Source organism: Micromonospora sp. WMMD729, assembly GCF_049315225.1.
Lineage (GTDB): Bacteria > Actinomycetota > Actinomycetes > Mycobacteriales > Micromonosporaceae > Micromonospora.
This window is the reverse complement of sequence record NZ_CP186059.1, coordinates 131,624-155,503: the sequence shown is the minus strand read 5'-3', so window position 1 is coordinate 155,503 and position 23,880 is coordinate 131,624. Positions and strand designations below refer to the sequence as shown.

At 72.5% G+C, this 23,880-nt stretch carries 21 protein-coding genes; 5 read left to right on the top strand and 16 right to left on the bottom strand.

Annotated features, from left to right (window positions below; translation table 11 throughout):
• Positions 1-234: 234 nt before the first annotated feature.
• From ACN263_RS00685 to tmk, 5 genes are all read right to left on the bottom strand, one after another.
• On the bottom strand, positions 235-915 hold the full coding sequence (locus ACN263_RS00685) for a hypothetical protein (protein WP_422737897.1): 681 nt from the start codon (positions 913-915) through the stop codon (positions 235-237).
• Positions 915-1,220 (bottom strand): hypothetical protein, encoded by a 306-nt coding sequence (locus ACN263_RS00680; protein WP_355049258.1) that lies wholly within the window; start codon positions 1,218-1,220, stop codon positions 915-917. Before ACN263_RS00680 ends, ACN263_RS00685 begins: the two co-directional genes overlap by 1 nt.
• A gap of 1 nt (position 1,221) precedes the next feature.
• Positions 1,222-1,551: a YbaB/EbfC family nucleoid-associated protein gene (locus ACN263_RS00675; protein WP_355049259.1), complete on the bottom strand. Its 330-nt coding sequence runs from the start codon at positions 1,549-1,551 to the stop codon at positions 1,222-1,224.
• 122 nt (positions 1,552-1,673) lie between these two features.
• Positions 1,674-2,915: a DNA polymerase III subunit delta' gene (locus ACN263_RS00670; protein WP_422737896.1), complete on the bottom strand. Its 1,242-nt coding sequence runs from the start codon at positions 2,913-2,915 to the stop codon at positions 1,674-1,676.
• Positions 2,915-5,005 carry a dTMP kinase gene (gene tmk / locus ACN263_RS00665; RefSeq protein ID WP_422740897.1) on the bottom strand — a complete coding sequence of 697 codons (2,091 nt, stop codon included), beginning with the start codon at positions 5,003-5,005 and terminating at the stop codon, positions 2,915-2,917. The genes ACN263_RS00670 and tmk overlap by 1 nt, the downstream gene beginning before the upstream one ends.
• 317 nt (positions 5,006-5,322) lie before the next feature.
• On the opposite strand from tmk, the gene ACN263_RS00660 reads away from it, so the two are divergent.
• A complete protein-coding gene (locus tag ACN263_RS00660) occupies positions 5,323-6,528 on the top strand; it encodes an amino acid deaminase/aldolase (protein ID WP_422737895.1) in 1,206 nt (401 codons plus the stop codon).
• Between the two features lie 18 nt (positions 6,529-6,546).
• On the opposite strand, the gene ACN263_RS00655 is transcribed toward ACN263_RS00660, so the two are convergent.
• Positions 6,547-7,137, bottom strand: coding sequence for a TetR family transcriptional regulator (locus tag ACN263_RS00655; RefSeq protein ID WP_422740896.1), 591 nt, complete (start codon positions 7,135-7,137; stop codon positions 6,547-6,549).
• Positions 7,138-7,363: 226 nt separating this feature from the next.
• Between ACN263_RS00655 and ACN263_RS00650 the strand changes: the two genes are divergently transcribed.
• On the top strand, positions 7,364-8,680 hold the full coding sequence (locus ACN263_RS00650; protein ID WP_422737894.1) for a D-arabinono-1,4-lactone oxidase: 1,317 nt from the start codon (positions 7,364-7,366) through the stop codon (positions 8,678-8,680).
• Positions 8,681-8,684: 4 nt separating this feature from the next.
• Here the strand turns inward: ACN263_RS00650 and ACN263_RS00645 are convergent, their stop codons facing one another.
• The 10 genes from ACN263_RS00645 to ACN263_RS00600 all read right to left on the bottom strand — a co-directional run bounded on the left by ACN263_RS00645 (position 8,685) and on the right by ACN263_RS00600 (position 20,143).
• A complete protein-coding gene (locus ACN263_RS00645; protein ID WP_422737893.1) occupies positions 8,685-9,662 on the bottom strand; it encodes an NADPH:quinone reductase in 978 nt (325 codons plus the stop codon).
• Positions 9,662-9,961: an antibiotic biosynthesis monooxygenase family protein gene (locus tag ACN263_RS00640; RefSeq protein ID WP_422737892.1), complete on the bottom strand. Its 300-nt coding sequence runs from the start codon at positions 9,959-9,961 to the stop codon at positions 9,662-9,664. The genes ACN263_RS00645 and ACN263_RS00640 overlap by 1 nt, the downstream gene beginning before the upstream one ends.
• Positions 9,962-9,966: 5 nt before the next feature.
• Positions 9,967-10,530 carry a TetR/AcrR family transcriptional regulator gene (locus ACN263_RS00635; protein ID WP_422737891.1) on the bottom strand — a complete coding sequence of 188 codons (564 nt, stop codon included), beginning with the start codon at positions 10,528-10,530 and terminating at the stop codon, positions 9,967-9,969.
• Positions 10,531-10,695: 165 nt separating this feature from the next.
• Entirely contained in the window at positions 10,696-11,922 is a 1,227-nt protein-coding gene (locus ACN263_RS00630; protein ID WP_422737890.1) for a CapA family protein, read from the bottom strand.
• A gap of 75 nt (positions 11,923-11,997) precedes the next feature.
• Positions 11,998-14,853, bottom strand: a complete 2,856-nt coding sequence (gene topA / locus ACN263_RS00625) for a type I DNA topoisomerase (RefSeq protein ID WP_422737889.1) — start codon at positions 14,851-14,853, stop codon at positions 11,998-12,000.
• A 410-nt stretch (positions 14,854-15,263) separates the two neighbouring features.
• Positions 15,264-16,037, bottom strand: a complete 774-nt coding sequence (locus ACN263_RS00620; protein WP_422737888.1) for a hypothetical protein — start codon at positions 16,035-16,037, stop codon at positions 15,264-15,266.
• Positions 16,028-16,570 (bottom strand): hypothetical protein, encoded by a 543-nt coding sequence (locus ACN263_RS00615; protein ID WP_422737887.1) that lies wholly within the window; start codon positions 16,568-16,570, stop codon positions 16,028-16,030. The genes ACN263_RS00620 and ACN263_RS00615 overlap by 10 nt, the downstream gene beginning before the upstream one ends.
• A 101-nt stretch (positions 16,571-16,671) precedes the next feature.
• The gene (locus ACN263_RS00610) at positions 16,672-19,020 is read right to left on the bottom strand and encodes a sodium-translocating pyrophosphatase (RefSeq protein WP_422737886.1); all 2,349 of its coding nucleotides are present in this window, start codon (positions 19,018-19,020) and stop codon (positions 16,672-16,674) included.
• A gap of 332 nt (positions 19,021-19,352) precedes the next feature.
• Positions 19,353-19,787, bottom strand: coding sequence for an ATP-binding protein (locus ACN263_RS00605; RefSeq protein WP_234584146.1), 435 nt, complete (start codon positions 19,785-19,787; stop codon positions 19,353-19,355).
• Positions 19,787-20,143 (bottom strand): STAS domain-containing protein, encoded by a 357-nt coding sequence (locus ACN263_RS00600; protein ID WP_355049272.1) that lies wholly within the window; start codon positions 20,141-20,143, stop codon positions 19,787-19,789. The genes ACN263_RS00605 and ACN263_RS00600 overlap by 1 nt, the downstream gene beginning before the upstream one ends.
• A gap of 131 nt (positions 20,144-20,274) precedes the next feature.
• Here ACN263_RS00600 and ACN263_RS00595 point away from each other — a divergent pair, with 131 nt between their 5' ends.
• The 3 genes from ACN263_RS00595 to ACN263_RS00585 all read left to right on the top strand — a co-directional run bounded on the left by ACN263_RS00595 (position 20,275) and on the right by ACN263_RS00585 (position 23,770).
• The gene (locus ACN263_RS00595; protein ID WP_422737885.1) at positions 20,275-22,617 is read left to right on the top strand and encodes a DEAD/DEAH box helicase; all 2,343 of its coding nucleotides are present in this window, start codon (positions 20,275-20,277) and stop codon (positions 22,615-22,617) included.
• A 99-nt stretch (positions 22,618-22,716) separates the two neighbouring features.
• Positions 22,717-22,920 (top strand): hypothetical protein, encoded by a 204-nt coding sequence (locus ACN263_RS00590; protein ID WP_422737884.1) that lies wholly within the window; start codon positions 22,717-22,719, stop codon positions 22,918-22,920.
• A 271-nt stretch (positions 22,921-23,191) separates the two neighbouring features.
• On the top strand, positions 23,192-23,770 hold the full coding sequence (locus ACN263_RS00585; RefSeq protein WP_422737883.1) for a hypothetical protein: 579 nt from the start codon (positions 23,192-23,194) through the stop codon (positions 23,768-23,770).
• Positions 23,771-23,880 lie beyond the last annotated feature (110 nt).

The window sequence follows — 23,880 nt, the reverse complement described above, 5'->3', positions numbered from 1 at the left end:
CGGTTGAATCCGCGCCCGGAGAGGGGACAAACGCTGCCGGGCGGCGTTGAGTGGAGGCAGACCTGCGGGGGGTGCAGGGGGAAGACCACGGCGTCGCCGTGGACGCCGAATCTGCTCTGGCGCCCACGAGCGACGCCGTGGCCCGTCCGCCGACGACACCAGGGCCGGCGGGCGAGCCGAGACCGCGACAACGCCGCGAACCAGCCCGGTGCCATGGCCGCGAGCGGTCCGGAACTACCAGCCGACCCGGGTGTGCTGGTCGTAGCGGGGACGGCCCTGGATCGGCTGCCGCCAGGAGGACTCGGCCAGGCTCGGCGCCCACTGGCGCAGCAGGGTCTCGGCGCCGTCGTACGCGACACAGAGCACCGCCAGCACCCGCGCGGCGATCTCGGCCGCGTCGGCGACGCCCGGCCCGACCGGGGTCAGGCGGTTCGGTGGACCGGCGGCGGTGGCGGCGACCACTGCCACCGCCTCGGCCGAGCGCAGCACGTCGGCAAGCGTCCGGGCGAGGGCGAGACGGCTGCCCTCCACCCAGTCGGCGAGCGCGTCCGCGTACCCGGCGGTGGACTCCATCCGCCCGACCAGGCTCTCCGGGCCTTCGTCCAGGTGCCGCAGCAACGCGGCACGCTCCTGCCCGTACGCCGAGGCGGCCGGCCCGGACCAGAGCACCGGGTCGGTGAGCGCGGCGCCCACGTCGTCGTACCCCCGGACCAGCCGGCGCACGGCGTGCCCGGCGCTGGCGAGCGGCGCCGGGTGCAGGTCGAGGAAGCCCCGGACGGCGTCCCCCGGCAGCACCTGCATCCGGCGGAGCAGGGGCCACACCCGGTGCCCTTCGGGAACGCCGGCCGCGAGCAACGCGTCCACCCGGCGCAGCAGGTCGAGGCCGGGTTCGGCGAGCCGGTCCAGTGGGTCCATCACGGCTCTCCGGTGATCCGGCGGCGGGCGGCGCGGTCGACCTCGGCGTACCGGTCGGCGGCCTCGCGGACCGCCGAGGCGGCGGCGGCGAGGCGGCCGGCGGCGGCTCGCGCCTCGCGGGCCCGGTCGTCGGTGGCGGCGGCCCACTGCCGGTGCAGGGCGCGACCGATCTCGCCGGGGCGGCCCGGCGCGTCCGCGCCGAACGCGGCCTGGGCCGGATCGCTGGCGGTGACGGTGTGGGACAGGGTGGTGAGCGTGGCGCTCGCCTCGTCGAGCCGGGCGGAGAGGGCGCGCAGCGTGTCCATGTCAGGCCCCCGCGAGCGGTCGGTAGGCGGCGAACGTCTCGTTGTGCAGCTTCTCCCGGGCCCACTCGGCGGCGTCCGCCGCCGCGGTGACCGCGGCCTGCACCGAGCCGGCCACGTCGCGCGGGCTGCGGGCGTGCAACGGCCCCAGGAACCGCACGTCGGTGATCCGCCCGGCGGCGGTGACCACCACCTCGACCAGGCCGTCCGGCGAGCGGACGGTGACCTCGACCGTCGACACGGCCTGGTCGAACTCGGCCTGCAACGACTCGATACGGCGGTAGCGCCGCACCGCCTCCTCGATCCAGGCCTCGTCGATCTCCCCCCGCGGCATCGGCGACTCCTCCCGGACGGGTCCTCACTGAGCGTGCCGTCACCGTCACCACGGCACACCGGACCGTACCGCACAGCAATCGCACGTGTCGATGGCTGTGGACAACCGGTGGGAGCTGCGGGTCAGCCCTTCCAGAGGGCGAGCATCATCGCCTCCACGGCGATGCGCGGCTTGACGTTCGCGTCGATCGCCGCCCGGCAGGCGAGCACGGCCTCCAACCGGCGCAGCGACCCCTCGGCGTCCCACTTCTGGGCCCCCGCGCCGGCGAGCGCGGCGGTGTCGGTGTGCACCGGGTCGACAGGTGCGCGCAGCGCCATGGTGAGCGCGTCCCGGTAGAAGCCGGCCAGGTCGACGAGCGCCCGGTCCAGCGCGTCCCGCTGGGCGCGGGTCGCCCGCGACTTCTGCCGCTTCTCCAGCTCCTTGAGCTGGCCGGCCGCACCCCGGATCGCGCCGGCCGCGCCCCGGCCGGTGCCGCCCGCGCCGAGCGCCGTCTCCAGCGCCGCCCGTTCGGCCGCGTCGGCCTCGGCGACCGACGCCTCGGCCTCCGCCTCGGCCGCCTCGATCAGCGCGGACGCCGCGTCGAACGCCGCGCCCACGCCGGTCAGCCGGCGTGGCACGGCGAGCACCGCCTCACGCCGCTTGCGGGCCTCCGGGTCGCGGGCCAGCCGGCGGGCCCGACCCACGTGCCCCTGCGCGGCCGCCGCCGCCCACTGCGCCACGTCGGGCGCGATGCCGTCCCGACGGACCAGCACCTCGGCCACCGCGGTGGCCGGCGGCTGCCGCAGGGGTACGACCCGACAGCGCGACCGGATGGTCACCGAGATGTCGTCCGGGTGGGTGGACGGGGCGCAGAGCAGGAAGACCGTCCGCGGTGGCGGCTCCTCGATGGCCTTGAGCAGCGCGTTGCCGGCCGCCTCGGTGAGCCGGTCGGCGTCCTCGATGACCACCACCTGCCAGCGCCCGCCGGACGGGGTGCTGGCCGCGCGCAGCACCAGCGCGCGCATCTCGCCGACGCCGATGGAGAGCCCCTCCGGCACCACCATCCGGACGTCGGCGTTGGTCCCGCCCATGGTGGTGTGGCAACCGGGGCACTCGCCGCAACCGGTGCCGTACGCACACTGCAGGGCGGCGGCGAAGGCCCGCGCGGCGACCGAGCGACCGGAGCCGGGTGGCCCGGTGAAGATCCAGGCGTGGGTCATCCCGCCGGTCGGGTCGGGGGCGGGATCGGCCTCGCCGGCGGCGACGAGCGCGGGCGTCCGGTCGGACGCGGCGGCGCGCAGCACGGCGGCCGCCGCGGCGGCGGCCCGGCGCAGTTCGGTCACCGCCTCGTCCTGACCGACCAGGTCGGCGAAGACGTCCGGCATCAGGTCTTGTGCTCCATCGTCACCAGCTCCGCGTCGGATAACTCGGGCTGTACCGAGGTGTCCGGGCCCTGCGCCGGTCGGGGGTGCACGATGCCGCCCGGCTTGCCGAGCATCTCCTCGACGCGCCGGACCACCAGCTGAGTGATCTCGTCGGCCGGTCGTGACGCGTCGAGCACCAGGTAGCGCTTCGGGTCGGCGGCGGCGAGGTCGAGGAAGGCGTAGCGGACGCGCTCGTGAAAGGCGATCGACTCGGCTTCGAGCCGGTCGGCCTCCCCGCTGCGCGCGGCGACCCGGGACAGGCCGGTCCGCGGCTCGACGTCGAGCAGCACCACCAGGTCGGGCTTGAGGCCGCCGGTGGCCCAGGAGGAGAGCCAGGAGACCTCGTCGACCGGGAGGGTACGCCCGGCACCCTGGTACGCGAGCGACGAGTCGACGTACCGGTCGCTGATCACCACGTCGCCGCGGACCAGCGCGGGCCGGACCACGGAGGCCACGTGGTGGGCCCGGTCGGCGGCGTAGAGCAGCGCCTCGGCGCGGGGGGACGGCGCCTCGTCGCCGGAGGTGTCCAGCACCAGCGACCGGATCCGCCGGCCGACGGCCGTCGCCCCGGGCTCACGGGTGACCAGCACATCGCGCCCGTCGGTGCGCAGCCGCTCGGCGAGCGCGGCGAGTTGGGTGGACTTGCCGGCGCCCTCGCCGCCCTCGAAGACCACGAACAGCCCGGCGGAGACGAACGGCTCGGCCGGCGTCAGCGGACGGCCCCGGATCGAACCCCAGAGGTCGGCGAGGACCGGGACGCCCTTCTTGTCGTCCATCTGGCCGAAGGCGCTGATCCCGGCGAAGATGCCGGCGGCGCCGGCCGCGAGCAGCAGCAGCCGGGTGGAGGACACGGAGATGCCGAGGTCGGCGATCTCCAGCTTGCGCGAGCCACCGACGCCGACCAACACGCTGCTCAGCCCGATGGCCAGGATCAGCACCAGTCGGGTGCCGATCTGCACCACTGCGAACACCCGGCCGCGCACCTCGTCGGCCACCTCACCGCCCAGCAGCGTGGTGCCGGCCAGGAAGGCCATCCCGGCGCCGGCGCCGACCAGCACCGCGCCGACGATCGCCATGGACAGGTGGATGGCGAAGGCGAGGGTCATCACGGCGGCGCTGGCCAGCACGATGCTCATGCCGAACCAGCGACGCCGGGACATCTCCTTGACGACCATCGGGCCGAGCCCGATGCCGAGCGCCAGACCGACGAAGATCGCGCCGAACAGCAGCGAGAACGCGGCATCGCCGGCGCCCAGTGAGTTGGCGAAGAACTTGGCCGTGCCGACCACGATGCCGCCGCCGGCGAACGCGCCGAAGATGCCCAGCACCAGGCCGCGGACGAGCGGGGTCTGGCCGATGAACTTCCAGCCCTCGGAGAACTGCCGGAACATGCTCTGCTCGGAACGCCCCGCCTCGCCGCGCTGCGCGTCGCTGATCTCCTTGATCCCGAACGCCACCACCAACGCGGTGGCGAGCCGGGAGAAGGCGTTGAACCAGAGTGCGAGTTGAGCGGGCTCGGCCCAGTCGGGTAGGTCGCCGCCCACAGCGCCTCTGACACCACGGTCGAGCACGGCGAGGCCGATGGCCGCAGCCACCGGGGTGAGGCCGTACGTGGTGATCAACGTGAGCTGGTTGGCCGCCTCCAGGCGGGCCCGCGGGATGAGGTTGGGGACCGCGGCCTCCTTGGCCGGGATCCAGAGCAGGGTGAGCGACTCGATAAGGAAGGTGGCGATCAGCGCCCAGCCGACCACCAGGCCACCGGCGGCGCCGCTGAGTGCGTAGAGCGGGATGGAGGCGAAGAGCACGAAGCGCAGCAGGTCACAGATGACCATCGTCCAGCGCCTGTCGAACCGGTCGGCGAAGACGCCGGCGACCGGGCCGAGCACCAACGCGGGCAGCAGTCGGATCGCGGTGACCCCGCCGAACGCGGCACCCTGGGCGGTGCTCCCCTGCACCTGCGAGGCGGCGAACAGGGCGGTGGCCAGCAGGCCGAGCCAGTCGCCGAAGGAGGCCGCGCCGAGCACGATCCAGAGCCGGCGGAACGGCCTGATCCGCAGTACCGAGCGGATCGCGGCGTAGCCGGACGCGTCGACCTGACCACCGTTGGACTGGTTGGCGGCGTTGCCCGACTGGTCACCCGCGCGCGACACGCCGGGCGACTCGCCGCTGTTCTGGCTTTCGATGGCCGTACCTCCACGTGCCGGCCCATCGCTGGGCACCCCCGGTGGAACACTCTAGACCCGGTGGGGGCCGCCCCACCGGCGACATTCTCCTGCTCGCTGAGCCTAGGCCGCCGAAGCCATCGACCGCAGCCCGGGACGTATGCGAGGGTATTTCGCATTCATCGTCGGACAGTTAGCGTGCACACGTGGCCATCGAAAGCGACAAACTGCGCGAGCGCCTGGACCGGGCGACCGCCCATCTCGACCCCCCGTACGCCGTGGTGGATCTCACCGCCTTCGACGCCAACGCGGCCGCCCTGGCCGACCGCGCCGCGGGTAAGCCGATCCGGCTGGCCAGCAAGTCGGTACGCAGCCGGGACCTGATCGGCCGGGCGCTCCGCCGAACCGGTTGGCAGGGCGTCATGGCGTTCACCCTGCCCGAGGCGATCTGGCTGGTCCGGGCCGGCCTGAGCGACGACGTGCTGGTGGCGTACCCGAGCGCCGACCGGGCCGCGCTCGCCGAACTGGCGGGCGACCCGACGCTCGCCGCCGCGATCACCCTGATGATCGACGGCACCGGTCAGCTCGACTTCGTCGACGCCGTCCGCGCCCCGGGGCAGCGCGCCGAGCTACGGCTCTGCCTGGACCTGGACGCCTCCTGGCGACCGCTGCGTGGGGTGCACGTCGGCGTCCGCCGCTCGCCGGTGCACAGCGCCCGGGCGGCCGGCGCGCTCGCCGCCACCGTGGCCGGGCGCGCCGGCTTCCGGCTGGTGGGGCTCATGTCGTACGAGGCGCAGATCGCCGGCCTGGGCGACGCGCCGCCCGGGCGGGCGCTGCTGGCCGGCGCGATCAGGCTGGCCCAGCGCGGCTCCTACCGCGAGCTGCTGGCCCGCCGGGGCGCGGCGGTGGCGGCGGTACGGGAGCACGCCGACCTGGAGTTCGTCAACGGCGGCGGCACCGGCAGCGTGGCCGCGACCAGCGCCGATCCCGCGGTCACCGAGGTCACCGCGGGATCGGGCCTGTACGGGCCGACGCTGTTCGACGCGTACCGCGCCTGGCGGCCCACCCCGGCGGCGTTCTTCGCCTGCGCGGTGGTCCGCCGGCCGACGCCGGAGTTGGCGACCGTGCTCGGCGGCGGCTGGATCGCCTCCGGCCAGGCCGCCGACAGCCGGCTGCCCCGACCGTGGCTGCCGGCCGGCCTGAAGCTGGTCGGCACCGAGGGCGCCGGCGAGGTGCAGACCCCGCTCTCCGGCGCGGCGGCGGCCACCCTGCGCGTCGGTGACCGGGTGTGGTTCCGGCACGCCAAGGCGGGCGAGCTGTGCGAACGGGTCAACGAACTGCACCTGGTCGAGGGGGACACGGTCGTCGCGACCGTGCCCACCTACCGCGGCGAGGGCCACGCGTTCCTGTAGCTCACGCGCACCGCCAGGTCAGGCGGACTGGGTGGCCTCGGCGCGCTGCTCGCTCTGGCACCCGTCGACCTGGCGGTGCAGGTACTCCCGGATCAGCGCCTTCGCCTCGAGCAGGACCCGCTCGTCGCCGTCCGACTTGCGCCGGAACGCGAGCTTGATCAACGCGTCGGCGGCCTCCACGGCGATCTCCAGGACGAAGCGCAGTTTCGGCACGTCGGTCAGCCCGAAGCGCTCGGTGAGCACCCGGGCCAACTGGTCGGCGATGACGCCGTTGTTGTCCCGCTGCTCGTCGAGCAGGTGCAGGTCGACCACGTCGCCGAAGTGCAGGGTACGGAAACCGGGGACGGTGCGGTGCATCGTGATGTACTCGTCGATCCCCGCGTCGACGCCGTCCCACCAGTGGGTCATCTCGTCGGAGGCGAAGCGCTCGTCGAGCCGTTGCAGGTAGGACTCCATCGTGCGCAGGGTCAACGCCTGCACGATCGCCCGCTTGTCCGGGAAGAACTGGTAGACCGACCCGATCGCCACTTCGGCGCGCTCGGCGAGCAGGGTCGTGGTCAGCCCCTCGTACCCCACCTCGTCGACGAGTTCGGCGCAGGCGTCCAACATGCGCTGTACCCGCGCGACACTTCGACCCTGCACCGGTACGCGGCGCAGCGGCCCGGTCGTGGCGGCTGGTGTGGACACTCGGCGCCACCCCCCTTCGACGGATGAACATATCTCCACGTCACGAGTCCGTGACTACCGGTACAACGAGCGGACCGCAATTGCGGTATTTACCAGGGACAACGTTCCTGATATGAAGTCAGTTCATATTCATGAATGAGGAGCGCGCATGGTCGGCACCGCACCGCTCACCGCCGGATGGTCCAACTGGGCCGGCAACCAGCGTGGCAGCGCCACCGCCATCCTGCGGCCCGGCTCGCCGGACGAGGTGGCGGAAGCCGTCCGGGACGCCGCCGCCACCGGCGGTCGCATCCGCGTCGCGGGCAGCGGTCACTCGTTCACCGCCGTCGCCCTCGCCGACGACCGGCGGATGGAGTTGTCCGAGCTGGAGACCGGCGTGAGCGTGGACGTCGCACGCCGACTGGTCACCGTACCGGCCGGAATGCCCCTGCACACGCTCAACGGACTGCTCGCCCGGCACGGCCTCGCGCTGCCCAACCTGGGCGACATCGACGCACAGACCATCGCCGGCGCCATCTCCACCGGCACCCACGGCACCGGCGCCGGCTACGGCTGCCTCTCCACCTTCGTCGAAGCCCTCACCCTGGTCACCGGCACGGGCGAGGTGCTGCACTGCTCCGCGGACGAGCACCCCGACGTCTTCGCCGCCGCCCGGGTCTCGCTCGGCGCGCTCGGCGTCCTGGTCGAGGTGACCCTGCGCTGCGTGGACGCCTTCGTGCTGCACGCCCACGAACGCCCCGCCGCCCTCGACGACGTGCTCAATGACCTGCCCGCTCTGATCGGCCGGCACGACCACGTCGAGTTCTACTGGTTCCCCTACACGTCCCGGGTCCAGGTCAAGGCCAACGACCGGGTACCCGCCAACGACCGGCCGCTGTCCCGCTGGCGCGGCTGGCTGGACGACGACTTCCTGTCCAACCGCGTCTTCGCGGGCGCCTGCCGCCTCGGTCGGGCCGTGCCGGCCCTGGCACCCGGCATCAGCGCCGTCTCCGCCCGGGCGCTCACCGAACGGCGGTACACCGGACGCTCCGACCAGGTGTTCTGCACCCCGCGCCGGGTCCGCTTCGTGGAGATGGAGTACGGCCTCCCCCGCGCGGCGCTGCCCGAGGCGCTCGCCGCACTGCGCCGGATCGTGGACGAACTCCCGTTCAAGATCCTCTTCCCGGTCGAGGTGCGCTTCACCGCCGCCGACGACATCTGGCTGTCGCACGGCTACGGCCGGGACAACGCGTACATCGCCGTGCACCAGTACGTCGGCATGCCGTACGAGCCGTACTTCCAGGCGTTCGAGCAGGTGACCGCAGCGCTCGGCGGTCGCCCGCACTGGGGGAAGCTGCACTACCGCGACGCGGCGTCACTCGCCGAGGCGTACCCCCGCTTCGCCGACTTCCGGGCGATCCGCGACCGCCTGGACCCGCACCGCGTCTTCGCCAGCCCGCACCTGACCCACGTCCTCGGCGCCTGAGGCGTCAGACGTCCAGGACGACCCGCCCCCGGGCGCCGCGCTCGACCAACTCGTGCGCCTCGGCGATCTGCGCCAACGGCAGCCGGGCGGCGATCGGATAGCGCAGGTCACCGGCGACCAGCGCGGCCGTCAGGTCGGTCGCGGCGGCCTCGTTCGCCGACTCGGGGAAGTCGTCGTTGCTGAGGAACCGGACCGTGATGTTCTGGAAGCCCAGCGGCCAGTACGGGATGGTGGGTTCGGCGGCCCCGGTCGCGTAGGTCGCGATGACGCCACCGATGCGCAGGACCTCCAGGTTCGTCGCCAGGTTGGCGTCGAAGGCCAGCTCGGCGACCCGGTCGACCGGCTGCCCGCCGGTGCGGTCGAGGATCCGGGCGGCGATGTCGCCACCGGCGGTGTCGACCGCGTGGTGCGCGCCCGCGCTCAGCGCCTCGTCGACCTGCTCCGGCGTACGGACCGTCGCGATCACGGTGGCGCCGCCCCGGCGGGCCACCGCCACCGCGGCCCGTCCGACCGCGCCGAGGGCTCCGGTGACGAGGACCCGCTGCCCCCGCACGGGACCGTCGGCGAAGATCGACCGGTGGGCGGTGATGCCCGGGATGCCGAGGCCGGCGGCCTGCTCGTACGGCACCTCGGCGGGCAGCGGTACGGCGTGCCGGGCCGGCACCACCGTGTACTCGGCGGCGGTGCCGAACGGACGGTACGACTGGGCGAGGTAGACCCAGACCCGCTCACCGACCCGTGCCGGATCGACACCCGGCCCGACGGCGTCGATCACTCCGGCCCCGTCGCCGTGTGGGACGACCCGGGGAAACGCCATTGTCGACCCCCACCAGCCCTGCCGTTTGCCCAGGTCACCGACATGGATCCCGGACACCGACACGCGGACCCGGACCTCGCCCGCACCCGGCGAGGGGTCGGGCAACTCACCGACCTGGAGAACCTCGCGGGCCGGGCCCTGCCGGTCGTACCATGCGGCGCGCATCACGCACCCACCGGATCGGTCGTGGTGCCCTCCTCGGAGCTGATCACCTCGTCGATCAGGGAGAAGAACGCCTGGATGCCGGGCTGGTTCGCGCCCTTGCGCCGGGACTCGGCGAAGTCTTCGGGCGACGCCCAGAAGACGATGTCCAGCCACTCCCCGGCATCGAGTCGGATCAGCCGTGCGCCGAGGAAGCCGGCACGGTCGGCCCGGAAGTCGTCGAGCATCGCGGGCCGGGCGGCCAGCAGGGCATCGGCGCGCTCCGCGGCCACACGAAAGCGGGTGATCTCAACGGTGGTCATCGTCCTCAATCCGTTCGGGTACGGGGAGCCGGGTCCTGGACGCCCAGCATCAGCCTGAGCTGGGTGAGCAGGACGTCGCGGAAGTTCGCGGGTGACGGCGTGGCATGGTGCTGGACGCGCGAGACGATCAGACCGGCCAGAGCCGCGAGCAGGAAGTCCGTCACCGCGTCGGCGTCGTGGGTCAGCGTGAACGCCCCCCGCTCGGCGCCCTCGCGCACGGCGGCCAGGAAGGGTGCCCGGTACCGTGCCAGCACCTCGGCGCTGTGATCGCGGAGTTCGTCGTCACGCATCGCGGATCGCCAGAACTCGACCAGGATCCGTCGTTCGCTCGCCGAGTTGTGCAGGCTCCGGTCGGTCAGGGCGACCAGTCGTCGCCACGGGTCGGTCTCGGCGACCGAAACCGCCTGCAGGGCGGCGACCTCCCGGTCGGTGAACACCCGCATGGCCTCGATGATCATGTCTTCCCGCGACCCGAAGTAGGTCTGGAGGGTGCTGATCGCGACGCCGCCGGCCGCCGACACGTCCGCGAACCGCGTGTTCTCGTATCCGCGCGATGCGAGCACGTCCATCACGGCAGTGAGAACGGCACCCCGTTTCTCCCCGCCCGCACGCCTCGTTCGACCAACCGGCATGGCAGTACGGTACGGCGGTACCGACTCAACGGGTAGGCACGCGATCCCGGATGTGGTGCAGAGCACCCCCTGCGCGGGCCGGCGTCGTAGCGGCGGTGGCGCTCAGCCGCCCGACGCCACCACCTGGTCCGGGCCGGCGCCCAGGGCCCGGACGTAGCCGAGCACCCGCTGATGCGCCGCCCGGTAGTCGTCCCGCCGACCCGGCGGGGTGCCCGGGTCGGCAAGCGCTGCGGTCAGGTCGACCAGCCGAAGGGCCGGTGTCAGGTCGGTCCAGGTCGGCAGTGCCTCCATCCGGGTCACCCTCCAGCGCCCCGGAGCCGTCTCGGTGAAGGTCGCCCGGACCGTCACACCCTCGCGGTTGTCGTCGATCGGCTCCTCGTGCCGGGCCAGTTCGTTGCCCATGCCGAAGACCACCCACTTGTCGCCGAAGCGCTGGAACGGCTGCACCGCGTGGGCGTGATGGCCCAGGATGAGGTCCACGTCGGGCGAGGAGATCAACTGCTGGGCCCAGGCCCGCTGGTCGGCGTCCGGCAGGTGCTGATACTCCGTACCCCAGTGCAGGCTGAGCACGACGATGTCGGCGCCGGCGGCCCGCGCCCGGTGGGCGGCGGCCAGGATCTTGGGTGGATCGATCAGGTTGGCCAGCCACGGCTTGCCCGCGGGGCGACTCAGCCCGTTGAAGTTCAGGCTGTACGCCAGGTGCGCGACGCGAACGTCGCCGACCTGATAGATCCGGGGCCGGGCGGCTTCGGCGGCGCTGCGGGCGCTGCCGGTGTGCCCCAGCCCGGCGGCGTCGAGTGCGCGGATTGTCCGGGCCACCCCGTCGGCGCCCTGGTCGAGGGTGTGGTTGGAGGCGGTTGAGCAGCCGTCGAACCCGGTGGCGCGCAGCCCTTCGAGCACCTGCGGGGGCGCATTGAACGACGGATAGCCGGCGAACGGGCCGGCGGGATCGGCCAGTGGCGTCTCGAGGTGGCACAGCGCCAGGTCGGCGTCGCGGACCACCGGGGCGACCCCGGCGAACATCGGGGCGAAGTCCATGCCTCCGGCACGGGCAGCGTCCCGGCGCGCCTGGTCGGTCACCGCTGGATGGATCAGAACGTCGCCCGCGGCGACGAGTCGTACGGTCCGCCGGTCGGCGGGACTGCGGGTCGGCGCGGCGGACGACCCGGGGGCGACGGCCTGCGGTGCAGAGCGCCACGCGGTGGCGGCGGCCGGCGAGGGGTCGTCCGCGTCCATCGTCCGGATGCCGATCGCGGCCACGGCGAGCAGCAGCGCACCCGCCGCGGCACCGACGAGAACACGGCGGCGCGGGACAGGGAGTGCGAACATCCCCTCACGTTAGGCAGTCCACGCCAGAACGCCGCCACCAAATCGGACATTTAACCCATTTAGGGCATCAAGTTGTCACCCCTCGGCAGGACCGGTGGTGGCCTTCTTCGGAGCCGCCTTCTTCGCCGGGGCCGCCTTCCTGGCCGCCGTCGCCTTGGCAGTGGTGGTCTTCTTCGCGGCGGTGGACTTCGCGGCGGCAGCCGTCTTCTTGGTGGCCGTCGCCTTCTTCGCCGGGGCGGCCTTCTTCGCCGGGGCCTTCTTCGCCGCCGCCTTCTTGCGCGGGGCCGGGCCCTTGGCCCGCTTGTCGGCCAGCATCTCGGACGCTTCCTCGATGCTCAGCGCCTCCGGGGTCTGCCCGCGCCGCAGGGACGCGTTGACCTCGCCGTCGGTGACGTACGGACCGAACCGCCCGTCCTTGATCACCAGCGGCTTCTCGGTCAGCGGGTCGACGCCCATCTCCCGCAGGGGCGGTGCGGCGGCCCGCCGGCCCCGGGTCTTCGGAGCGGCCAGCAGGGCCAGCGCCTCGTCCAGGGTGACCGTGAACATCTGCTCTTCGGACTCGAGTGAGCGGAACTCCTCGCCCCGCTTCACGTACGGCCCGTAGCGGCCGTTGTTGGCGAACACCTCGACGCCGTCGGGCGCGACGCCCACCAGCCGGGGCAGGCTGAGCAGCCGCAGCGCCTCGTCCAGCGAGAGCGACTCCGGCGTCTGCGAGCGCAGCAGCGAGGACTTGCGCTCGCCGCTGGAGACGTACGGGCCGAAGCGGCCGGACTTGAGCACGATGGGCTCGCCGGTCGCCGGGTCGTCGCCGAGCTTGCGCTCACCGCTGCCGCCGAGGAACAGCTCGTGCACCTTCTCCGGGGTCAGCTCGTCCGGGGCCAGGCCCTCGGGGATCGGCGCCCGGTCGCCCTGGGGAGCGGCCTCCTCGCCCTCGGCCGGGGCGGCCGGCGGCTCGCCGGGGACCGCCCGCTGGAGGTACGGCCCGTAGCGACCGACTCGGACGACGACCTCGCGGCCCTCGTCGTCGGTGAAGAGCGGGATCGAGTTGACGCTGCGCGCGTCGATCTCGCTCAGGTTCTCGGTGACCAGCTTCTTCAGGCCACCTGCGTGCGCGATGGCCTGGTCACCGGTGCCGTTGGTGCTGCCGAAGTAGAAGGAGGTGAGGAAGTCGACCGCGGCGTGGTCACCGCCGGCGATCTCGTCCAGCTCGTTCTCCATGCTGGCGGTGAAGTCGTAGTCGATCAGGCGGGGGTAGTGCCGCTCCATCAGACCGATCACCGCGAAGGCCAGGAACGTGGGGATCATCGCCTGGCCGCGCTTGGTGACGTACCCCCGGTCCTGGATCGTCTGCATGATCGACGCGTAGGTGGACGGGCGGCCGATGCCCAGCTCCTCCAGGGCCTTGACCAGCGACGCCTCGGTGTAGCGCGACGGCGGCTGGGTGTGGTGACCCTGCGCGGCCAGCTCGTCGGCGGTCAGCGGCTGGTCCTTGACCAGGGTGGGCAGCCGGCGCTCGGCGTCCTCGGCCTCGGCGTTCTCGTCGTCGCTGGACTCGACGTACGCGCGCAGGAAGCCCGGGTCGGTGATGGTCTTGCCGGTCGCGCCGAAGTCGGCCTCCTCCTGGGAGGTGGAGACCGCGCGGATGCGCACCGAGACGCTGGAGCCGACGGCGTCGGTCATCTGCGAGGCGATGGTGCGCCGCCAGATCAGCTCGTAGAGCTTGAACTCCTCGGCGGACAGCTCCTTGGCCACCTCGCCCGGGGTACGGAAGTTGTCCCCCGCCGGGCGGATCGCCTCGTGCGCCTCCTGGGCGTTCTTGACCTTGCCGGTGTAGCGGCGAGGCTCCGGCGGCACGCTGCGCTCGCCGTACAGCTCGACGATCTGCCGGCGGGCCGCGGCGATGGCGGTCTCCGACAGGTTCACCGAGTCGGTACGCATGTAGGTGATGTAGCCGTTCTCGTACAGGCGCTGCGCGGTGCGCATCGTCTGCTGCGACGACAGGCGCAGCTTGCGGGCCGCCTCCTGCTGGAGCGTCGAGGTGATGAACGGCGCGTACGGGCGACGGCGGTAGGGCTTCTCCTCGACCCGGGTGACCGTGAACGGCCGTCCGTCGAGCCGGGCGGCGAGGCCCCGGGCACCGCCCTCGTCGAGGTGCACGACGCCCGCGCCGGCCCGGACCTTGCCGGTGGTGGGCTCGAAGTCCTTACCGGTGGCGATCCGGTCGCCGTTGAGGGCGATCAGGGTCGCGTTGAAGGTGCGCGGCCCCTCACCGGCGTTCGCCACGGCGAGGGTGGCCAGGATGTCCCAGTACTCGGCGGTGCGGAAGGCCATCCGCTGCCGTTCCCGCTCGACCACGATCCGGGTCGCCACGGACTGCACCCGGCCCGCCGAGAGCTTCGGCATGACCTTCTTCCACAGCACCGGGGAGACCTCGTAGCCGTAGAGACGGTCGAGGATGCGCCGGGCCTCCTGGGCGTCGACCAGGTCCCGGTCGATCTCCCGGGGGTTGGCCACCGCGGCCTGGATCGCCGGCTTGGTGATCTCGTGGAAGACCATCCGCTTGACCGGCACCTTGGGCTTGAGGGTCTCGACCAGGTGCCAGGCGATCGCCTCGCCCTCGCGGTCCTCATCCGTCGCCAGGAAGATCTCGTCGACCTCCTTGGCCAGCTTCACCAGCTTGCTGATCTGCTGCTTGCGGTCGGCGGACACGACGTAGAGAGCGTGGAATCCGTTGTCCACGTCCACCCCGAGGCGGGCCCAGGACTCGCCCTTGTACTTGGCCGGCACGTCGGCGGCGTTGCGCGGCAGGTCGCGGACGTGACCGAAGCTGGCCTCCACGACGTACCCCGGGCCGAGGTAGCCCGAGATCGTCTTGGCCTTCGCCGGTGACTCGACGATGACCAGACGGGTGGTTCCAGCGTTGCTCGGCACGTTTCTCCCCGACCTCACTCCTGCTCGTGGCCTGCCGGCGTTACGACAGCGACCGCTCTCGACCCCGCCGTGGCACCGGCGGTCCGGATGTCCAACGTAACGCGCCGTCCGCGTTTCGGGTTTCGCGGGCGGCAATCCGCTGCGGCGCGGCGGTCGACTCCCGCCCGCCGTGCTCGGCACTGCCGGACGGCGCCACCGTACACCGTGGGTAGGGCTCGAAGCGGGTCACTGTGACGATGAGGGACCCCCAACCAGCTGATCCAAGCCCCGCTGTCCAACACCAGACAGCCCACCCCACACCACCCCCGCTCGCGTCGATCATGGGGTTGTGGTGGGCGTTCAGGCCCCGAAGGAGTAGTACGTCCACCACCACAACTCCATGATCGACGGGCGTCAGCGCCAGGCGGCTGTCAGCTCGGTTCGGGCCAGGCGTCCGTCGGTGCTGCCGGCGGTGGGGCGCCGACCAGTTCGGCGAGGCGGGCCAGGCGGCGGCGGCCGGTGATCCGGTACGCCGGGCCGCCCTCGTCCGGGCCGAGCAGCGTGCCGGCCAGGCCGGCGGCGGCGAGGGCCGCGCCGATCGCGTCCCAGGACCGCTGGTCACCCGCGCCGAGGCCGAGCAGGAATCCGCCCGGTGGCTCCGGGCTTCCGGCGGCGGCGAGCCACAACCGCAGCCGCCGGCCGGTCAGGTGGAAGGCCGCCGGTGGACGCTTCGCCGGGCCGTCCAGCCAGGCGACCGCGAGCGGCTTCAACAACCGGGTGTACGACGTCCGTACGGCGTGTCGCTGGTCCTCGGTCGGCTCCCAGCTCGCAGCCAGCCCACGCAGCGCCAGTTCGGCGACGAGCACGTGCACCCGCCAGGCGGCGTCCACCCGCACCGCGAGACGGGCGGTGCCGCCCATCCGGACCACCTCGCCGGGCCCGGCGAGCAGCCCGGCCAGATCGGCGACCGCCGGTTCCGCGGCGTCCGCGCCGAAGAAGACGAGTTGCCGACCCGCGTCGTCGGTACGGGGTGGCCCGGGATGGGCCGACTCGGACCGGTCAGGACCGCCGCGCCGCCGGCTCGGGCCCGCGGTCGCCGGGCCCGACGTGACCGGGTCGGCGCGCGCCGGATCGGGCTCGGGTACGGGGAACAGCGCCGGCAGCGACTGCGCGGCCGGCGTGTCACCGAGCCCGTTCAGCGACACTCCGGCACCTCGTCGAAGGCCTGTTTCAGCTCCTCGGAGTTGAGCTGGCTGGTGTCCAGCGCGCTGGCGTCGTACTCCTTGTTCAGGGTGTCCACGGCGGCCCGGACGCCGTCGTAGAAGGCGGCCGGTTGGTCGGTGCCCAGGCCCTCGATGGTGTCCCGGGCCCGGCCGTAGGCGTCCCGCATCTTCTCCAGCGACCCACGGAAACCGGCGGAGATCGCCTCGCCGTTGTCGGTCTCCGGGATGCCGGCCTGCTCGATCTTGCGGCGCGCGGTCTCGCTGGCCTGTTCCGCGCCGCCGAAGAGCCGCACCAGGTTCTCCTTGGCCTGCGCCGGAGTGGTCTGCGCCGTCATCTGCTGATCGGTGCTGCTGGTCAACTTGCTGATCTCCGAGCGCCACGGGGTGAGCGCGCCGCAGACCGAGGCCGCCCAGGCCCGTGGGCTGGGCCCACCACCGCAGCCGGCGAGCACGACGACGAGCGTGGCCAGGACCACCGTGAGCTTTCCGGCGGCAGACGCCCGGCACGTACGCATGCGTTGCAGCGTACGACCTTCGGCCAGGTGTGGCACCGGTCCGGATGGCCGGGGTCCCCGCCCGACGGGTGCGTCGAACGGGGACCCCGGTGCCGCCGATGTCAGGCGTTGACGGTCTCCGGACGGTGGTCGGCGCTGCCCGCGCCGGTGTCGGAGTCGTCCATGGCGATGCCCTTGCGCTTGCTGAAGACCACCGACGCCACGATGATCAGCGTGGCGACCAGCGCGATGCCCACCCGCAGGCCGACGTTGCGGTCATCGCCGACGCTGTACGCCACCACGGCGGGCGCGATCAGCAGCGAGACCAGGTTCATCACCTTGATCAGCGGGTTGATGGCCGGGCCGGCGGTGTCCTTGAACGGGTCGCCGACGGTGTCGCCGATGACGGTGGCGGAGTGCGACTCGGAACCCTTGCCGCCGTACGCGCCGTCCTCGACCAGCTTCTTGGCGTTGTCCCAGGCGCCACCGGAGTTGGCCAGGAACACCGCCATCAGCGTGCCCGCGCCGATCGCGCCGGCCAGGTACGCCGCCAGCGCGCCCGGGCCGAGGCCGAAGCCGACCGCGATCGGCGCCAGGATGGCGAGCAGGCCGGGGGTCATCAGCTCGCGCTGCGCGTCCCGGGTGCAGATGTCGACGACCTTGCCGTACTCCGGACGCTGGGTGCGGTCCATGATGCCGGGCAGCTCACGGAACTGCCGGCGTACCTCCATGACGACCGCGCCGGCCGAGCGGGACACCGCGTTGATGGCCAGCCCGGAGAAGAGGAAGACGACCGCCGCACCGATGATCAACCCGACCAGGTTGCGCGGGTTGGCCACGTTCAGCGAGTTGAGGATCTCGGTCCCGACGTCGCCCACCCCGGCGTCCGCGTACGCGGTGCGCAGGGTGTCCGTGTACGAGCCGAACAGCGCGGTGGCGGCGAGGACCGCCGTGGCGATCGCGATGCCCTTGGTGATCGCCTTGGTGGTGTTGCCGACCGCGTCCAGCTCGGTGAGCGTCCGCGCGCCGTGCTCGTCGATGTCACCGGACATCTCGGCCACGCCCTGGGCGTTGTCGGAGATCGGCCCGAAGGTGTCCATGGCGACGATGACGCCGACGGTGGTGAGCAGGCCGGTACCGGCCAGCGCCACCGCGAACAGCGACAGCGTGATGGAGCTGCCGCCGAGCAGGAACGCCCCGAAGACGCCGGCGCCGATCAGCAGCGCCGAGTAGACCGCCGACTCCAGGCCGACGCTGATGCCGGCGAGGATGACGGTGGCGGCGCCGGTCTGCGAGCTCTTGCCGATGTCCTGCACGGGCCGCTTGTTGGTCTCGGTGAAGTAGCCGGTCAGCGCCTGGATGGCGGCGGCCAGCACGATGCCGATCACCACCGCGCCGATGGCCACCAGGCGCGGGTTGCGGTCGACGTCGCCGAGGCCACCCTCCAGTTCGGCGAAGGTCGCCGGCAGGTACGCGTACGCGGCGATCGCCACCAGCACCGCCGAGATCACGGCGGAGATGTAGAAGGCCCGGTTGATCGCGGTCAGGCCGTTGCGGTCGGAGGCGCGCAGCCGGGTGATGAAGACGCCGACGATGGCGACCAGCACGCCGATCGTGGAGATGATCAGCGGGAAGACCAGACCGTCCTCGCCGAACGCGGCCCGGCCGAGGATCAGCGCGGCCACCAGCGTCACCGCGTACGACTCGAACAGGTCGGCGGCCATGCCGGCGCAGTCGCCGACGTTGTCGCCCACGTTGTCGGCGATGGTGGCGGCGTTGCGCGGGTCGTCCTCGGGGATGCCCTGCTCGACCTTGCCGACCAGGTCGGCGCCGACGTCGGCGGCCTTGGTGAAGATGCCGCCGCCGACCCGCATGAACATCGCCAGCAGGGCGGCGCCGAAGCCGAAGCCCTCCAGCACCGTCGGCGCGTCACCCCGGTAGACCAGGACGACGAGCGCGGCGCCGAAGAGGCCGAGGCCGACGGTGAGGAAGCCGACCACGCCACCGGTCCGGAAGGCGATCTTCATGGCCGCCTCGCGGCCACCCTGTCGCTCCCGGGCGGCGGCGGCCACCCGCAGGTTGGCGCGGGTCGCCAGCCACATGCCGGCACCACCGATGGACGCGCTGAACACGGCGCCCACCACGAAGAAGAGCGAGCGGCCGAGCTTCACGGCCATCTCGCTGCCGTCGGTGTCGTGCACCGGCAGCAGGAAGAGCAGCACCACGGCGACGACGACGAAGATCGCCAAGGTGCGGAACTGGCGGAGCAGGTAGGCCGAGGCGCCCTCCTGGACCGCCCCCGAGATCTCCTGCATGTTGGTGGTGCCCTTGCCGGCTGCCAGCACGGCCTTCGTCAAAGCGGCGGCGAAGACGAGCGCCACCAGCGCGATGACCGCGGCGATGACGACGTACGTGACATTGCTTCCGGTAAGGGAAAGCCCGCCGCCATCGGCGGCCAAGGTCTCGGACATCTGTGTCCTCCTGTTACCGAACACTCGCGTCGACGGGTGGAGACGCACCGGTCGACGCCTGGATGCGGACTCGCAAGCGCGCGCCAACCCACCCCAGCGGACCAGCGATGACCACCCATACCCGCTGGCTGCGGGTTGGATCACTTGCTGACAACCCGGGTACTGTAGCCCTCCACAGTGTTCGAGGTCACACGGAGGGGGCACCGTGTCTCGATGATCTTCGTCGCTGTGTTATGAAACGAAATCTGATATAGGGCCCGATCCATGACGACAAGGCCGCATCCCGGGCGGGACACGGCCTTGCTCTTATTCGGTTCGGCGGCCCTGACGGGTCAGCGGCCCACCGGCCACACCATCCGCACCTCGGTGCCGATGCCCTCGTCGACCGGGCGCACCTGCAGGTCCTCCACGAAGCCCGCGAGCAGCGCGAACCCGACGCCGGTGGTGAGCGCCTCGTCGGTCAGCGACTCGTTCGCCAACTCGTCCGGCGGCAGCGCTGCCAGGCCGATGCCGGCCTCGATCGGCGCGCGGTCCACCACCCGCACCGCGTACGTGCCGCCGTCGGACATCTCCACCAGCACCGGGTCGGCCAGGCCGTACTGGCGGTGCAGGGCGACCGCCCGGGTGCACGCCTCACCGATGGCCAGGCGCACCTCGTCCAGCAGGTCCTCGCGGACACCGGCCCGCCGGGCGACGGCCACGCCGACCAGCCGGGCGGTACGCACGTGCACCGGGGCCGGAGAGAAGGAGAGCCGGACCGTCGCCATCACGCGTTGGCGCCGCTCGGGCCCGCGCCGGCCGCCGCCTCGACCGTGGCGTGCAGCGGGAACACCTGGTCCAGCGCCGTGATCCGGAAGATCTTGAGCAGCGGCTCCTTGTCACAGACCAGGGCGAAGGAGCCGCCGGCCGTCCGCAGCCGCTTGTGCGCGCCCACCAGCACGCCCAACCCGGTGGAGTCGAGGAAGTCCACCCGCCCGAGGTCGACGATCACGTGCCGGGCACCACCGTCGATCAACTCGAGGAGACGTTCGCGGAGCCGGGGCGCGGTGTAGACGTCCACCTCACCGCCGACCTCGAGCACCGTGTGCTCGCCCACGGTGCGCGTCGCCAGCGACAGCTCCATCGGTCCTCCTCGCCAGAGCCGTAAACTCTCCTGGGCATCTAACCACTACCGCCGGGACACCCTGCGGTCACCGGCGGCGGCTCTTCCTTACCCCCGGGCCCGGCTTTTCATCTCCGAACACCAGTGCGAGAGTGCAGGACGTGACTTCCTCCCCGCCGGTCGACCTGCTGCGCCGGCTGCGCGCCCGGGGCGCGGGCGACCCGGTCACCCACGTCGAGCGGGTGCCCGCCCGCGTCGGGGTGCCGGCACCGTGGCCGGCGTGGGCGCCACCGGAGCTACCGGCGGCGTTCGCCCGCCGCGGCGTGGTCGCGCCCTGGCAGCACCAGGCCGAGGCGGCCACCCTGGCGTACGAGGGCGGCCACGTGATCGTCGCCACCGGCACCGCGTCCGGCAAGTCCCTGGCGTACCAACTTCCGGCGCTGGCCACGCTGCTCGCCGACCCCCGAGCCACCGTGCTCTACCTGGCACCGACCAAGGCCCTCGCCGCCGACCAGCTCCGAGCCGTCGCCGGCCTGGAGCTGGAGGGGGTACGCCCCGCCTGCTACGACGGGGACACGCCGCGCGCGGAACGGGAGTGGATCCGCCGGCACTCCCGCTTCGTGCTGACCAACCCGGACATGCTGCACCACGGCATCCTGCCCGGCCACGCCCAGTGGTCCGGTTTCCTGCGCCGACTGGCGTACGTGGTGATCGACGAGTGCCACACCTACCGGGGTGTGTTCGGCTCGCACGTGGCGCACGTGCTACGCAGGTTGCGCCGGCAGTGCGCACGCTTCGGTGCCAGTCCGGTGTTCGTCCTCGCCTCGGCCACGTCCGGCGACCCGGCGACCGCCGCCACCCGCCTCACCGGCCTGCCGGTGACCGCGGTCACCGAGGACACCTCGCCCCGCGGCGGGGTCACCTTCGCGCTCTGGGAGCCGCCGCTGCTGCCCCCCGACTCGGGTTCCTCCTCTCCGGTTCCCCCGCAGCCGACAGGTGACCACGACGATCTCCGTCAGGTCCGCCGGTCGGCGTTGCGGGAGACGGCGGACCTGCTCGCCGACACGGTCGCCGAGGGGGTACGCACACTCGCGTTCGTCCGCTCCCGCAAGGGCGCCGAGGTGGTGGCCGCCAACGCGCGCCGAGCGCTCGACGACGCCGTGCCCGGGCTCGGCGACCGGGTGGCCGCCTACCGGGGCGGCTACCTGCGCGAGGAGCGGCGTGAGCTGGAACGGGCGCTGCTGCACGGCGACCTGCTCGGCCTGGCGTCCACCAACGCGCTGGAGCTGGGCGTGGACCTGGTGGGGCTGGACGCGGTGCTGATCTGCGGCTACCCGGGCACCCGGGCGTCGCTGTGGCAGCAGGCGGGTCGCGCCGGACGTTCGGGCCAGGAGGCCCTCGCGGTGCTGGTGGCCCGGGACGACCCGCTGGACACCTACCTGGTGCACCACCCGGAGGCGATCTTCGGAGCGCCGGTGGAGGCGACGGTCCTCGACCCGGCCAACCCGTACGTGCTGGCCCCGCAGTTGGCCTGCGCCGCCGCCGAGGCCCCGCTGACCCCGGCCGACCTGGCGCTCTTCGGCGACGGGGCGAAGGAGGCCGTGGACGAGCTGGTGGCGACCGGGGCGCTGCGACAGCGGCCCACCGGCTGGTACTGGCGGCACCGCGAGCGTCCCGAGGTGGACCTGCGCGGCGAGGGCGGCGCGCCGGTGTGCGTGGTGGAGTCGGCCACCGGTCGGCTGCTCGGCACGGTTGACGGCGGCTCGTCCCACTTCCTGCTCCACCCCGGCGCGGTCTACCTGCACCAGGGTGTCTCGTACGTGGTCGACGAGTTGGACCTCGCCGACGGCTGCGCGCTGGTGCACGTCGAGGAGCCGGACTGGTCCACCCACGCCCGGGACGTCACGGACCTGTCCGTGATGTCGGTGCGCTCCTACGTCGACGCCGGGCCGGTCGGGATGTTCCTCGGCGAGGTGGACGTCACCAGCCAGGTGGTGTCGTACCAGCGACGCCGGATCGCCACCGGCGAGGTGATCGACACGCGGCCGCTGGACCTGCCCGCCCGGGAGCTGCGCACGGTGGCGGTGTGGTTCACGCTGTCCGAACAGTCGCTGACGTCCGCCGGGGTGCAGCCGGCTGACGTGCCGGGTGCGCTGCACGCCGCCGAGCACGCCGCGATCGGCCTGCTCCCGCTGATGGCGACGTGTGACCGATGGGACATCGGTGGCCTCTCCACCGCCGTGCACCCGGACACCGAGGCGCCGACGGTCTTCGTCTACGACGGGCACCCGGGCGGCGCGGGCTTCGCGGAGCGCGCCTACGGGACGGCGTCGGCGTGGCTGCGGGCCACCCGCGACGCGATCGCGGAGTGCGGCTGCGAGGCCGGCTGCCCGTCCTGCGTGCAGTCACCGAAGTGCGGCAACGGCAACAACCCGCTCTCGAAGCCGGACGCGATCCGGGTCCTCGACGTGGTGCTGCGGAATCTGCCCTCCTGAGTCACCTTGCATGAATGCCGGTTGCACTGGGCACAATGGTATGGGAGCGCTTCCATCGATGCTTGTGTTGTAGTTCGCCCCCGTGCCCGAGGAGAAGTTGTGGCCGACACGATCGCCGAGACCGTCGACCTGCTCTACACCATCGACCAGGACCATCTCACCCTCGACCAGCAGATCGCGCTCGGGAGCGCGCTGGCCGCGTTGGCTCAGGCCGAACGGCTGGAGCAGATCAACGAGCGGCTGCGCAGCATCCATCAGGTGCTCAATACCTGGTCACTGCGCTCGACGGTGGACGGTCGCTGAATCCGCGTGACCGGTCCGGCGGGGCGGACCGGTCAGGCTGGACCGGCGCAGGTGAGTCGGTCGGGGTGAGCCGGGCGGCCGGGCTGGGGGCGGGCTGGCGGGCGCACTGCTGGTGTTGGGCGGCACTGGCTTGTCTGGGGTGACGGGCGGCGTTTTGATCGGTCGGGTGCCCGGTGGCGTTGGCCGTTTGCGTGGTCAGGCGCGCGTACGGGGCCGACGGGGGTTGCCCGGCTGTGCGAGACTCCGGCGCGACACCCCCTGAGGAGATCAGATGCAGCTCGACAACTTGCAGACCCTGCAGCAGTTCCACATCCGCCAGCGGCTGCGGATGATGGTCAACCAGTACGAGGTCCGGGCGGTCGCCCCGGACGGCAGCGAGGGCGAGCTGCTTGCCTTCGCGCAGCAGAAGCGCCTCGCCTTCAAGGAGCAGGTGACGATCTACACCGACGACTCCAAGCAGCAGCCCCTGCTCGGCTTCAAGGCCCGCCAGCGCATCGACCTCGGTGCCACGTACGACGTCACCGACGCTGCCGGCAACCCGATCGGCCTGTTCCGCAAGGACTTCGCGCAGTCGCTGCTCCGCTCCACCTGGCACGTCGAGCAGGCCGGCCTGCCGCAGGTGACGGGTCAGGAGCGCAGCCTGCCGGTGGCGCTGCTGCGCCGGTTCGTCGACTCGCTGTCCTGGCTGCCGTACCACTTCGACTTCACCGCCGGCGGCCAGCCCGTCTTCTCGGTGGTCAAGAAGTGGGGCCTGCGCGACAAGTACGTTGTCGAGGTGCAGAACCCGCAGATCGACCGCCGCCTCGTCATCGCCATGGCCGTCGCCCTCGACGCGCTCCAGGCCCGCTGACGTCCCGGCTGGCGTTTCCCCACCCCACCCGCGATCTTGCACTTTGTGCGCCGGCATAGGCCACGAAAGCCACATCTCGTCGACACAAAGTGCAAGATCGGCGGTGCTGC

Coding starts and splice junctions, on each gene's coding strand:
- ACN263_RS00585 (WP_422737883.1), top strand. CDS start 23,192: ATGCAGCTCGACAACTTGCAGACCCTGCAGCAGTTCCACATCCGCCAG.
- ACN263_RS00630 (WP_422737890.1), bottom strand. CDS start 11,922: ATGTTCGCACTCCCTGTCCCGCGCCGCCGTGTTCTCGTCGGTGCCGCG.
- ACN263_RS00680 (WP_355049258.1), bottom strand. CDS start 1,220: ATGGACACGCTGCGCGCCCTCTCCGCCCGGCTCGACGAGGCGAGCGCC.
- ACN263_RS00605 (WP_234584146.1), bottom strand. CDS start 19,787: ATGGCGACGGTCCGGCTCTCCTTCTCTCCGGCCCCGGTGCACGTGCGT.
- ACN263_RS00655 (WP_422740896.1), bottom strand. CDS start 7,137: ATGTTGGACGCCTGCGCCGAACTCGTCGACGAGGTGGGGTACGAGGGG.
- ACN263_RS00685 (WP_422737897.1), bottom strand. CDS start 915: ATGGACCCACTGGACCGGCTCGCCGAACCCGGCCTCGACCTGCTGCGC.
- ACN263_RS00635 (WP_422737891.1), bottom strand. CDS start 10,530: ATGGACGTGCTCGCATCGCGCGGATACGAGAACACGCGGTTCGCGGAC.
- ACN263_RS00640 (WP_422737892.1), bottom strand. CDS start 9,961: ATGACCACCGTTGAGATCACCCGCTTTCGTGTGGCCGCGGAGCGCGCC.
- ACN263_RS00645 (WP_422737893.1), bottom strand. CDS start 9,662: ATGCGCGCCGCATGGTACGACCGGCAGGGCCCGGCCCGCGAGGTTCTC.
- ACN263_RS00670 (WP_422737896.1), bottom strand. CDS start 2,915: ATGCCGGACGTCTTCGCCGACCTGGTCGGTCAGGACGAGGCGGTGACC.
- ACN263_RS00650 (WP_422737894.1), top strand. CDS start 7,364: ATGGTCGGCACCGCACCGCTCACCGCCGGATGGTCCAACTGGGCCGGC.
- ACN263_RS00600 (WP_355049272.1), bottom strand. CDS start 20,143: ATGGAGCTGTCGCTGGCGACGCGCACCGTGGGCGAGCACACGGTGCTC.
- ACN263_RS00610 (WP_422737886.1), bottom strand. CDS start 19,020: ATGTCCGAGACCTTGGCCGCCGATGGCGGCGGGCTTTCCCTTACCGGA.
- ACN263_RS00675 (WP_355049259.1), bottom strand. CDS start 1,551: ATGCCGCGGGGGGAGATCGACGAGGCCTGGATCGAGGAGGCGGTGCGG.
- ACN263_RS00615 (WP_422737887.1), bottom strand. CDS start 16,570: ATGCGTACGTGCCGGGCGTCTGCCGCCGGAAAGCTCACGGTGGTCCTG.